The sequence below is a fragment of the Mycobacterium sp. genome (assembly GCF_004298145.1).
GTDB lineage: Bacteria > Actinomycetota > Actinomycetes > Mycobacteriales > Mycobacteriaceae > Mycobacterium.
In genome coordinates, this window is the sequence record NZ_SCRH01000001.1 from 1 (window position 1) to 11,925 (window position 11,925).

General features: G+C 69.8%; 8 protein-coding genes. 2 read left to right on the forward strand and 6 right to left on the reverse strand.

Annotated features, from left to right (window positions below; translation table 11 throughout):
* From EPN51_RS00005 to EPN51_RS00030, 6 genes are all read right to left on the reverse strand, one after another.
* A partial coding sequence (locus EPN51_RS00005; RefSeq protein ID WP_293034657.1) for a DUF222 domain-containing protein occupies positions 1 to 328 on the reverse strand: 328 nt, incomplete at its 3' end.
* A gap of 160 nt (positions 329 to 488) precedes the next feature.
* On the reverse strand, positions 489 to 1,226 hold the full coding sequence (locus tag EPN51_RS00010; RefSeq protein ID WP_293034837.1) for a TVP38/TMEM64 family protein: 738 nt from the start codon (positions 1,224 to 1,226) through the stop codon (positions 489 to 491).
* Positions 1,227 to 1,234: 8 nt separating this feature from the next.
* The gene (gene recD / locus EPN51_RS00015) at positions 1,235 to 2,959 is read right to left on the reverse strand and encodes an exodeoxyribonuclease V subunit alpha (protein ID WP_293034658.1); all 1,725 of its coding nucleotides are present in this window, start codon (positions 2,957 to 2,959) and stop codon (positions 1,235 to 1,237) included.
* Complete coding sequence (recB, locus tag EPN51_RS00020) at positions 2,956 to 6,258, reverse strand: exodeoxyribonuclease V subunit beta (RefSeq protein ID WP_293034659.1); 3,303 nt, start codon at positions 6,256 to 6,258, stop codon at positions 2,956 to 2,958. The genes recD and recB overlap by 4 nt, the downstream gene beginning before the upstream one ends.
* Complete coding sequence (recC, locus tag EPN51_RS00025; RefSeq protein WP_293034660.1) at positions 6,258 to 9,554, reverse strand: exodeoxyribonuclease V subunit gamma; 3,297 nt, start codon at positions 9,552 to 9,554, stop codon at positions 6,258 to 6,260. Before recC ends, recB begins: the two co-directional genes overlap by 1 nt.
* Positions 9,555 to 9,591: 37 nt before the next feature.
* Positions 9,592 to 10,458 (reverse strand): cyclopropane mycolic acid synthase family methyltransferase, encoded by an 867-nt coding sequence (locus EPN51_RS00030; protein WP_293034661.1) that lies wholly within the window; start codon positions 10,456 to 10,458, stop codon positions 9,592 to 9,594.
* A gap of 223 nt (positions 10,459 to 10,681) precedes the next feature.
* On the opposite strand from EPN51_RS00030, the gene EPN51_RS00035 reads away from it, so the two are divergent.
* Both EPN51_RS00035 and cynS read left to right on the forward strand, forming a co-directional pair.
* On the forward strand, positions 10,682 to 11,431 hold the full coding sequence (locus EPN51_RS00035) for a class I SAM-dependent methyltransferase (protein WP_293034663.1): 750 nt from the start codon (positions 10,682 to 10,684) through the stop codon (positions 11,429 to 11,431).
* Positions 11,432 to 11,458: 27 nt separating this feature from the next.
* The gene (gene cynS, locus EPN51_RS00040) at positions 11,459 to 11,923 is read left to right on the forward strand and encodes a cyanase (RefSeq protein WP_293034665.1); all 465 of its coding nucleotides are present in this window, start codon (positions 11,459 to 11,461) and stop codon (positions 11,921 to 11,923) included.
* Positions 11,924 to 11,925 lie beyond the last annotated feature (2 nt).

Here is an 11,925-nt window from a genome sequence, read left to right on the forward strand (position 1 = left end):
GCGCCGCGATCACCCCAACCTGATCGACCGACAGCCGGCCCTCCCGCATCCCCTGGACACAGCGGGGAAACTCGCCCAGCCGGCCCGCGATCGCGGCGATCGTATGCGCATTTCCCGGTGAGCAGCCCGTCTTCCAGGCCACCAACGCCGGCACCGACCGCGCCCCGGTGACCCCGCACAACTGGTCGCGATCGATCTCGGCCACGATCTCCACGAGGCGCCCATCAATCGCATTGCGCTGACCACACAACTCCGCCAACTCCTCAAACAACACCTCAAGACGATCGGCACAGCTCACCGCCGCGCCAGGCGATGCGATCGACGACATAACGCCATCATCACAACCACCACCGACAACACCGGGCCACCCGAACCCCGCTGAAGAATTCCGTGCGCACATCCCCGCCGCGCACCTGGACCGTGCCTGACGATGAACCCGGTTGACATTGGCAGACGGCGCTTTCGACGCCGTTAGCCACCAAGGTTCGCTAGCGGGCGGCGGAATCCGACTCAGGCGAACCGTTGCCCTCGCGGCCGTGCACACGCCATTTTCGGTATCCACGATGCGCGGCGAACGCGCCGACGATGGCGCTCACGCAGCACACCGCTATGGCCGCGTAGGCCAACGGCGATGACCGGTTGCCGATCGAGGCGCCCAGCGCGGTGTAGGCGAAAGCCCGGGGAGCCGAACCGATGAACGCGCCAACGGCCATCTGCCACAACGGAACTCCGAAGGCCCCGAACGCGTACGAGGCCAGCGCATCCGAGATTCCGGGGACGAACCGCTGCCCGACGACCGCCCACAGGCCCCGGCGCCCGATCAGGGCGTCGATGCGGTCGGCCCGCTCCGCGCCCAGCAGCGCCCGGGCGCTGTCGCGGCCGGCCCGGCGGCCGACGGAACTCGCGACGATCGCGGTGCCCACCGTCGCGCCCAGCGTGACGAACACGCCGAGCAACGGACCGAACAACAACCCACTGCCCGCGGCCAGGATCGACCCCGGCACGAACAGCGCCCCGGCCGCCGCCGAGACCACGACGTAGGTCAGCGGTGCGGCCGGCCCGGTGGCCGAGACCACCCGCCGGATCTCCGCGATGTCGATGACGTGCGCGATGGCCACCAGGTAGAAGACCACCCCCAAAAAGGCGGTGAATACCGCGAGCCGCACGAGGGGGCCCCGCCGCGATACGGGTTGCGATGGCGGGGCGAGATTCTCGTTGTCGTCCATGGCGGCCGTCACGTCGTTGCGGCACCGGCGCGCAACCGCTGCCGCAGTCCGGTGGCCCGCATCGCCCGCCGCTCGATCGCCGCGCGCACCGAGGCCTCGGGCCCCACCACCCGCACCCTGGTCTTCGCCCGGGTCACGGCCGTGTAGAACAGTTCCCGCGTCAGCAGTCGCGAATCCTCCGGCGGTATCAACACGGTCACCTCGTCGGCCTGGCTGCCCTGACTCTTGTGGATGGTCATGGCATGCATCGTCTCCACCTCGCCGAGGCGGCTGGTCGCGAAGTCCAGCGGCCCGGTGGCGCCGGCGATGACGGCCCGCAGTCCGTCCGCGCCGGCCACCGTCACGCCGGTGTCGCCGTTGTAGAGCCGCAGCCCGTAGTCGTTCGCCGTCACCAGCAGTGGACGCCCGGCGTACCACTGTGACCAGGCCGGCTGGCCGGTCGCTTCGGCAATCCACTTCTGCACCAGCGTGTTCCAATGCGTCGCTCCGTACGGCCCCTCGCGGTGCGCGCACAACAGCCGGTGTTCGTCCAGCGTGGCCAACGCCTCGTGCGCCGCACCCAGCAGCGCCGCCGAGCGCAGCCGCAGCGCGTGCGCAACCAGCACGTCGCGCAGCCGGTCGGCCGGGCGCCCGGAATCCACCCACTCGACATGCTCACCGCCGGTGGCCAGCAACCCGACGACCCGGTCCGCGTCGCCGGCCCGGATCGCTTCGGCCAGCGCGCCGATCGACGTGCCGAATCGGTGCGGCGTGCGCAGGGCGGCGACCCGCACGTCGTCCCGGGCGGCCAGCCCATCCACCAGATCGGCCAGCACGGCGCCCGCCTCCACCGAGGCCAACTGGTCCGGATCGCCGACCAGAATCAGCCGGGAATCCGGCCGGATCGCTTCGAGGAGGCGCGCCATCATCGTCAACGACACCATCGACGTCTCGTCGACCACAATGATGTCGTGCGGCAGCCGATTGGCGCGATTGTGCTTGAACCGCACCGACGTATCCGGCCGGGGCCCCAGCAGCCGGTGCAGCGTGGTCCCCGGCAGGCCGCTCAGCCGCGCCCTGTCGGCCGCGCCGAGTTCCTCCGCTCCCGCGGCCACCGCCTCGGCCAGCCGCGCCGCCGCCTTGCCGGTCGGCGCGGCCAGCGCAATCCTCGGCGGTGGCACACCGGCCCGCTCTGCCTGCTCGACCAGCAGGGCGAGCAGTCGCGCGATCGTGGTGGTCTTGCCGGTGCCGGGCCCGCCGGTCAGCACGGTCACCGGCTGCGAGACCGCGATTTCGGCGGCCGCCCGCTGCTCTTCGTAACTGGCCTCGAAAAGCCTTTCGTAGCTGGATGGTTCGACGGTGACCGGGGCCGCCGACAGGGCCAGCAGGTCGGTGCACACCTGCTCTTCCTCGAGCCAGTAGCGGTCGAAGTACAGCAGATCGCCGAAGAACCGCAGCACCGGTGGCGGCCCCAGCAAGGCGCTGGCCCGCACCGCCGCCATCCAGTCGTCGGTGCCGGGCCAGGGCAGGTCGGGGTCGCCGATCTGTGCCGGCGCCGCGCGGAGATCGACGCAGACCGAACCGCCCCGCAGCGAGCGCACCACCAGGGCGACCGCCAGCGCCACCCGTTCGTCGGATTCACCGGTGAGCGCGGTAAGCCGTTGTGCCACATGAATATCCGCGGCCTCGAAGACGCCGGCATCGCCGAACGTGCGCAGCAATCCCGCTGCGGACAGCACTGCCTCCACCGTCATGCGGGCACCCGTTGGGCATCGAGCAGATCCGACAGGGCCGCGATCAACGACGGCGGCGGCTGCCAACTGGAGACGCCCGACGGATGTCCGTCGAGCACCGGGGTAGCCGCGCCGCACATACCCCGCACGAACAGGTAAAGAACGCCACCGAGATGCCGGCCCGGGTCGTAATCCGGTAATCGCCAACGCAGGAACCGATGCAACACCGCGCTATACAGCAGCGCCTGCAGCGGATAGTCCGAGTGCAACATCGCCTCCGCCATCCGTGGCCGGTCATAGTCGGCGGCCGTGAGCGGTCGCTCCGGATCCCCGAGCCGGTTGGTCTTGTAATCCACCACCACGAAGCGGTGCCCCGAGGCGTTGGGAATGCGTAGCACGGCGTCGATCGAGCCGGAAAGGTATCCGCGCAACGACTGAGCACCCAGAGCCTGGTCCATCAGCCGGTCGGCATACGATGCCAGCGGATCGTCGGCCGGGAGGTGCTCGCGCAGCAGCGGCGCCAGATCCGCCAAGCGGACCTCGGGCGCCGCCGAACGCCGATCGCCACCGGCCAGCGGCAGCTCAAAGTCCAGTTCGCGCAATCGATCCGACAGCCCGATCTGGCGCAGCGTCAGCCCGCCCGCCAACGGGCCCAGCGGTGTGTCGTGCATCGGCACCATCGCCGCGGCCAGCTCCTCGGGGGCCGCGGCGACCGGCCACCACGCCGCGTGCTCCCGGACATGCGCCGCCAGCTCGGCGACCAGGTCCGCGGCGAACGGGTCGGCCGTCTCCAGCACGGCGTGCACCAGGGTGCCGAAGGTGGCGCCCGCCGGAAGGTCCGCCATCGGCGAGGGCACGTCCGGCCCGGCCACCGGGGAGGTCAGCGGGATATCGCCGACCTCGTCGTCGAGTTCGGCGGATTCGGGTTCGCTGCTCACCCCGCTGGCGTGGGCGCCCCGGATCAGGCCGGAGTAGGAGGTGCGCCGCCAAGCGGTATCGATGCCGCGGTGGAAGTGGCGGCTCCCCAGGTTCGGGGGCATCGGGGCGGGTGGCAGCGCGGGGGCCGGCGCCACCACCGAGTCCTCGATGACCGGCCCGCCGGCGGCCTCCCACTCGCGGAACCGGGCCAGGGCGTCGTCGTCGGAGATCTTCGCGGGTTCACAGCGATCCGGAACGACCGGCTCGCCGGGCCGGCGGCCGCGCAGCAGCCGCGACAGGCCGCCGTTGGGTTCGTAGTACGCCGGTGACCACCAGGCGACCACCTGGGCCTGCGCCCTGGTCAACGCGACGTAGGTCAGCCGGCTGTCGTCGCTGGCGTCCTCTTTACGGCCCAGCCGCTCAACGGCTTTGAAGTCGGGGCTGTCCTTGCCGCCGATGTGCAGGCAACGCGCACCGTCCTCGTCGTGGAACAGCACCACGTCGCTGTCCTGGGTGTTGCGGTTGAACGCGAACGGCAGATACACGATCGGGTATTGCAGGCCCTTGCTGACGAAGACGGTCATGATCTGGACGGCGGCGGCGTCGCTGTCGAGCCGGCGGTTGCGTTCGGGTGCGCCGGTGCGCTCGTCGCGTTGCCGGCGCAGCCAGTCGCGCAGCGCCGGCAGGGTGTAGTGCTCGCGGTGCGCCACCTCACCCAGCAGCTGGGTGACATGCGCCAGGTCGGTCATGTGCCGCTCGCCGCCCTGCCAGCCGAGCACGCGATCCCGCATCCCCAGCAGTTGGGCGGCTTCGAAAATAGCCGCGACACCGCGCTCGCGCGCATGACCGGCCCACTCCCGCAGGGTTTTCGCGATCCGGTCCGTGAGCGTGTCGCCGCCGGCCGCCAGCGTTTGGGCGGTCTCGCCGAAGAACATCGTCGCCGCGGCCGCGCGCACCATCCCGGGCCGGTGCGGCTGATCGAAGGCCTCCAGCAGGCACAGCCAGTCCCCGGCGGCCTCGGAGGTGAACACGTCGGTGTTCCCGGTGTAGACGGCGGGAACGCCCGCGTCGCAGAGCGCCTTGAAGCAGGCGTGCGCGTCGCGGTGCCTTTCCACGATGACGGCGATGTCGCGGGCCTGCAGCGGTCTATCGCCGAACGTGGCACCGCGGGCCAGCAATGCGCGGATGTCGGCGGCGAGATCGGCGCCGATGTGTTCTCGCAGCTCGTCGATGGGTATGTTCTGAATACCGCGACGCCCCAGTGTCTTTCGCGACACTACGCGCAGCCGGAACGGATCGTTGCGCGGTGCGCCGGCGAGCCGATGGCCCCGGTGCTGCGCGTCGACGTCGTTCACCACGATCGCGGGGTCACCGAGCTGGGCACCGCGCAGCACCACCTGCAGCCGCTGCAGCAGTGCGGAGTCGCTGCGCCAGTTGGTGTCCAGCGTCTTGCGCCGGCCCGCCGTCTCGGCAGCCCGCAGGTAGGTCACGATGTCACCGCCGCGAAACGCATAGATCGCCTGCTTGGGGTCGCCGATGAGAATCACGGTGGAGCGCCCGCTGAACGCGCGGTCGATCACCCGCCATTGCACCGGGTCGGTGTCCTGGAACTCGTCGACCATCACGATCGGCCAGCGTTGATACATGCGCAGCCGGGCGGGGGAGTCGTCGGTGGCCAGCGCGTCGGCCAGTCGGGTGAGCAGATCGTCGTAGCCCAGGACGCCGAGTCGGCGCTTGCGGGTATCCAGCTCGGCCAGAACATCATTGGCGAACCTGAGACTGACCGCGGCCCGCGAATCGGGATCTGGATCCTGCGGCCGCAGCTGGGTCGACGGGTTGTTGACCACCTCGCGTGCCAGCCGCAACGCTTCGCGATAGTGCAGCGCCGGTTCGTCGCGCTCCTGTCCGAAGTGGGCCAGGTACAGATCGTCGACGATCTCGGTCACCAGGTCGTCGAGGCTGTCGAGCAAGGTCACGCTCGCGGCGGTGTCGCCGGCCACACCGAGCGAGCGCAGCACCAGCTGGCAGAACTGATGGGTGGTGGCGATCGTCGCCGCGTCGAAGCCGGCCAGCGCGTCGCGAAGACGCTGGTAACGCGCCGCGCGCTGATCGTCGGTGCCGTCCAGCAGGTACTCCACCAACTGGTTGTCGCCGACCGTCGACGGATCGGCGAAAGCGCTTACGGCATCGACGATTTGGCAGCGGACACGCTCCCGTAGCTCTTGGCTGGCGGCGCGGCCGAACGTGATGAGCAGCATCTGATCCAGGCTCGCCGCGCCGTCGGCGAGATACCGGGTCACCAGGGCGGCCAACGCGAACGTCTTGCCGGTGCCCGCGCTGGCCTCCAGCACGGTGGTGGAGCGCTCGGCCGGCAGCGCGCCCACAAGATCGAAGCGCTCCATCAGACCGGCTTCCGCTCGGCGCGCAGCATCGGCAGCCAGAGTCGCCCCGCGTAGGCGCCGAGCCGGTTGTCTTCGCCGTCGCACTCCTCGCCCGGCCGCACCGGCTGCATCAGGTCGTCCAGCGGTGCGCCGCGGCCCCACGCCCGCACGTGCGCGGGCGCCTGGTCCTCACCGGGGTACCGGTCGCTGGATTTCCATCGGCGCCGCGCCTCGGCCGCCGGGTCGTCGCCGCCGTACCGCGCGGCCGCCCAGGCATAGGACGTCTTGATGGGCAACGGAATTGGCTCCCGTCGTCCCGCATCGTAGATCGTCACCAGCTCGCGGAGCACCTCGACCGGATCGCCGCCCGGCGGCCCCAGGCCCTCCACCCGGATGCTGGTTCCCCTGCGCATACGGCCGAGACACACCGCCGACCAGTCGTGGCGGGGATCGTGAGCGGCCAACGCCAGCAACGGAATCCACGACTCGAGCAGGTGCTTGCCGTCCAGCCTGGAATAGGTCACCGATACCAGGGCATCGCCGTAGACCGGGGACACCGTGCCGGTGAGTCGCCGCCCGCTACCCAGGTCGATGTCGACGTCGTATGCGGCGGCGCCGAGCCGGTGGCTGTGCCGATGGCGGAGCGCCTCGAGCGCCAACGTCGCGGCCTGGTCGCGAATCTCGGTGACCTTGCGCCATCCGAGCTGGCCCGGAGGCAGCGTGCCGCGGCGCCACTCGGCCTGCCGCGCGTCATCGGGGCTCATCCCCCGCAGGATGTCGCCCAGCATCCGGTCGCCGACCGTCCACTCTTCGAGGCCGTTGATGTCGACCGGCATGGCATCTTGGACGCCGTCGACGTCGTACGGCAGCGTGAATTCCAGGGCGCGGAAGAAGCCCTTCACCGGGTCTTTGAAGAAGCCGACGAGGTCGGCCAGGTTGACGTCGCCGGCCGTCGGCGGCGGCAGCGGCGCGGCAATGAACCCCGGTTGTTCGGTGTGTTCGCCGGTGGCCGCGCGCGCCGCGCGCAGCACCGTGGGGTCGAAACTGAACGGCACCTCCGGCACCAGTTCACCCGGGATGACGTTTCGGATGTCGAAGGGCTGCAACGGATGTTCGACGACGATGCGGTGGCGAACCTTCGTCGTCGTGGTCATGTCGAGGGTGTCCAGGAATTCGGCCAGCGGCACCGCGGGCGGTCGTGGCTGCCCCGAGTGCTCGTTGGCGCCGGTGTAGGTGATCACCAGCTTCTCGGTGGCGGCACCGATCGCGTCGAGCAGTAATTGCCGGTCCTCGGAACGGATGTCGCGTTCCCCGGTCATCGGGCGCCGGGCCAGCACGTCGTCGCCGTCGACGACGCCGAGACGCGGGAACAGTCCGTCGTCCAGGCCGACCAGGCACACCACCCGGTGGGGGACCGAGCGCATCGGCACCATGGTGCATACGGTCAGGGTGCCGGTGCGGAAGTTCGCCCGCGTCGGGCGTCCGGCGAGGCGCCGGGTGAGCAGCGCGCGGATGTCGGGCAGCCGCAGCACGGTGTCGCCCCGCGACCCGGCGTGCCGCAGGGCCGCGGCGAATTCGCGCTGCACCTGACCGGCCTGCCATCCGTCGGAATCGTGCACCCGCGTCAGCAGCGTGATGCCCTCGTCGAGGGTGGCCAGCCACTCGGCCAACGTCCTTGTGCCGGTGAGCGAGTCGACCACGTGTTGCAGCCGGGCGACGAATTCGGCGAACTGGCCGGCCAATTGGACACGGTTACTGCTGACATCGTCGAGCGGCAGCGTCGCGTCGATCCACGCGTTCGAGTCGTCGGACATCGCGACCCCGGCCAATATCCGGTCGATACCGAAACGCCATGTGTTGTGCACGAAGTCGACGTGGTAGGGCCGCCGATGCTCCTGGTCGAATCCCCACCGGATGTTCGCCTGCCGCACCCAGCGGGTGATGGCCTCCAGATCGTCATCGGTGAAGCCGAACCGGGCGCGCACCGGCGCCGCCTGGGCCAGGTTGAGCACCTCGCTGGCCGTTACCCTGCCGCCGGCCAGCGCCAGCAGTTGGGAGGCCACCTGCAGTAGCGGGTTGGTCTGAATCAGTGACCGGTCCGCCAGCCGCACCCGAAGCTGGTGGGCCGGATGCGCGCCGTGCACCACGTCGCCGAGGCCGAAGTCCGCCACGATCAGCGGCGCGTAGGTTTCGATGTCCGGGCACATCACCAGGATGTCGCGCGGCTCGAGCGTCGGGTCGTCGGCCAACAGGCCGAGCAGCACCTCGCGCAGCACGTCGACCTGGCGGGCCGCGCCGTGGCAGTTGTGGATCTGCACCGATCGGTCCTCGGCGGCCAGCGAACGCCCCCGCGGCCGAACGGCGTTGTCGGCGATATCGGACTGCACCCAGCCGAGCAGCGTGTCCGGGCGCGCATCGCCGGCCAGGTACTCGTCGGTCTGCGGGTCCGCCGGCAGGCTGCGTTGTAGTTCGCGCAGATCCCGTCCCAGGGTGGCGAGCAAGGGATGACCCACGTCCCGATGGCTGGTGTCCTCCCGGCGGGGGATCGCCCCGTGCGTACCGGCCAGCGCGCGCCACAGTCGGTCGCTGGGGTGCGGCAGCCACAAATGCAGCTCGTGGTGGATGGCCACTGCGGCCAGCAGTTCGGAATCGGTACAGGCCAACCGGGTGTGCCCGAACAGCGACAGCCGAGCGGGCAGGTCGCTGGGCGCTTCGGACAGCCGCGCGAGGGTCTTGCCGTGGCGAACGTGCGGCGGATCGGCCGCCACTCGCGACACCAGCGCCCGCCACAGCTCCGGCTGCCAGCGCAGGTCCTCGTCGAGATCGCCCGGGTGGCCGTTGCCCCAGTCGATCAGCAGCTGCGGGCGCTGGCGGGCGTAGGAGGCGAACAGCCCGGCCAGCCGCCGCGCCACCTCGTAGCGCCGGCCCCGGCGCAGCTCGGCTTCCGCGCCGGTGTGGAAGTGACCGACATGCATGGCCAGCGTGCGGCACCACGGTTTATCCAGCGAGCAGTCGATCGCCTCCAGCAATGGCCAGGCCATGGCGTCCGGCGACCACGGATCGTCGTCGGCGGTGCCGGTGATTTCGGCGATCAGCGAGCCGGGACTGCGGAATGAAACCCCGGCGCACACCCCGTCGCCGCCGCGGGCGCGACCGAGCACATGCGACAGCCGTTGGCTCAGCCAGCGCTCCACGCCGCGCGCGGGGACCACGACGAGCTCGGTGGCGAACGGGTCGGCCGGCGGGTCGGCCAGCAGAGCGCCGAGACCGTCGGCCAACAGATCGGTGCGCTCGGCGCGGTGCAGATGAAGCGGCATTGCGCTGTCACGATAAACCCCCAGCGCCCGGCGGGGCCTACTTCGTCAGCGTGAACTGGTTGACGTCGATGTATCCGGCGCGGAATGCGTTGGCGCAGCCGGTCAGGTATCGCATGTAGCGCCGGTAGACCACTTCGGACTGAATCGCGATGGCCTCGTCGTGGTGCGCCCGCAATGCCTCGGCCCAGCAGTCGAGCGTGCGGGCATAATGCAGCTGCAGCGACTGCCTGCGTTTCAGGTTGAAACCCATCTTGGAGGCGTGGAACTCCACCATCTCGATCGCCGGCAACTGGCCGCCCGGGAAGATCTCGGTGGCGATGAATTCGTTGAAGCTCGTCTGTTCGTCGGACAGTTCCAGGCCATGTTCGACGATCTGCTGCGGGGTCAGCATGGTGATGCTGTGCAGCAGCATCACCCCGTCGTCGGGCAGGGTGCGATAGGCCATCGCGAAGAAGTCGTCGTAGCGGTCATACCCGAAATGCTCGAACGCGCCGATGGAGACGATCCGGTCCGCGGTTTCGTCGAACTCTTCCCAGCCGTGCAGCAGTACCCTCCTGCTGCGTTCGGTGTCCAGCGCGTCGAGGAGCTGCTGGACGTGTTCGGCCTGGTGTCTCGACAGGGTCAATCCGATGACGTTGACGTCGTAGTTTTCGATCGCGCGGCGCATGGTGGCGCCCCAGCCGCAGCCGACATCCAGCAGCGTCATCCCGGGCCGCAGACCCAGCTTGCCCAGCGACAGGTCCATCTTGCGCAGCTGCGCCTCTTCCAGCGGTATGTCCCGGTTGCGGTCCCAATACGCGCAGCTATAGGTCATGGTGGGATCGAGGAACAGCCGGAAGAAGTCGTCCGACAGGTCGTAGTGGGCCTGCACCTCCTCGAAGTGCGGCGTCAGGTTCTCTGCCACGGCGGGCACCCGCCTTTCTGACTCGGGGCCATTCAGCTGTTCACGAGCGGGTCGCACGGTTGGTTCACCAGGGCTTCCCGATATCGCAAAAAGCAAACGTCGCCGGCCCTGCGGGCGAGCCTCGTCAGAACTCGGGAAAACAGCTGCCGGGAAGTACACCGCGGCCGCTGGTGAGAACGCGTGAAAAACCTTCGGCGACTTGTCGAGCCGTAAGCTGGCGGGCGTGCATGACCACCAGGGCGATTACGGAATCGACGGGTCTTTCCACAAAGTCTCCGCACGAACCCAGGCGATAGGCATCGGCGCTCAGGCCGCCGCCCTGGCCGTGTGGGCGGGCATCAGCTGGGCGCGCGGCAAGCGGCTCAGGGCGGCGCTGGCCGCGGTGTCCAGCGCCGGGATCGCGGCCAACACGCTCCTGTACATGTATGCGACGCGGACCGGGAAATTCGTTGTGTGGGAACGGGTTCTGCGCGACCTGCGGCTCACGGGCGACGAAACGGTGCTCGACCTCGGGTGTGGGCGCGGTGCGGTGCTGCTGGCCGCGGCCAAACGGTTGCCGCGGGGCCGCGCGATCGGTGTGGACCTGTGGCAGGCGGACCAGACGGACAACTCGCAGCAGGCCACGCTGGCGAACGCGGTGGCCGAAGGCGTCGCCGACCGCGTCGAGGTGCACACCGCCGACATGACCGCGCTGCCGCTGGCCGACGAGAGCGTCGACGTGATCGTGAGCAACCTGGCCATCCACAACATCGGCGGCCACACCGGCCGGCGGCAGGCGCTCGACGAGGCCGTACGCGTGCTGCGACCGGGTGGCCGGCTGGCGATCGCCGACCTCTGGGAGACGCGTCAGCACGCCGCGCGGCTGCGCGAACTGGGCTGGCGCAGCGTGCGACGGCGCAACCTCGGTTGGCGCATGTGGTACGGCGGCCCCTGGTTCTCCACGCGGCTGGTCACCGCGACCAAACCGGGCTGAGGCGTGGGCTCGCGCGCGGGCGGTGCAATGCTGATACGCATGACGAGAAACGAACTCACCGAACAGATCGTCGTCGCGCGCCTGGCCAAGGGGCTGACGTGGCAACAGCTGGCCGACGCCATCGGCGCACCGGTGGTGTGGACCACCGCCGCGTTGCTCGGACAGCATCCGATTCCGGTCGAGCAGGCCAAGGTCCTGGCCGAGATGCTCGGCCTCGACCAGTCCGCGGTGCCGGTGCTGGCCGCGGCCCCCATGCGAGGCGGCCTGCCCAGCGCGGTGCCGACCGACCCGACCGTCTACCGCTTCTACGAGGCCCTGCAGGTGTACGGCGGCGCCCTCAAGGAGCTGATCGCCGAACAGTTCGGCGACGGAATCATGAGCGCCATTAACTTCAGCGTCGACCTACAGAAGAAGCCGCACCCGTCCGGCGACCGCGTCGTGGTCACCTTCGACGGGAAATTCCTTCCCTATCAATGGGTTTCGTCGGAGTAGCG

Coding starts and splice junctions, on each gene's coding strand:
- EPN51_RS00010 (WP_293034837.1), bottom strand. CDS start 1,226: ATGGACGACAACGAGAATCTCGCCCCGCCATCGCAACCCGTATCGCGG.
- recD (WP_293034658.1), bottom strand. CDS start 2,959: ATGACGGTGGAGGCAGTGCTGTCCGCAGCGGGATTGCTGCGCACGTTC.
- recB (WP_293034659.1), bottom strand. CDS start 6,258: ATGGAGCGCTTCGATCTTGTGGGCGCGCTGCCGGCCGAGCGCTCCACC.
- recC (WP_293034660.1), bottom strand. CDS start 9,554: ATGCCGCTTCATCTGCACCGCGCCGAGCGCACCGATCTGTTGGCCGAC.
- cynS (WP_293034665.1), top strand. CDS start 11,459: ATGCTGATACGCATGACGAGAAACGAACTCACCGAACAGATCGTCGTC.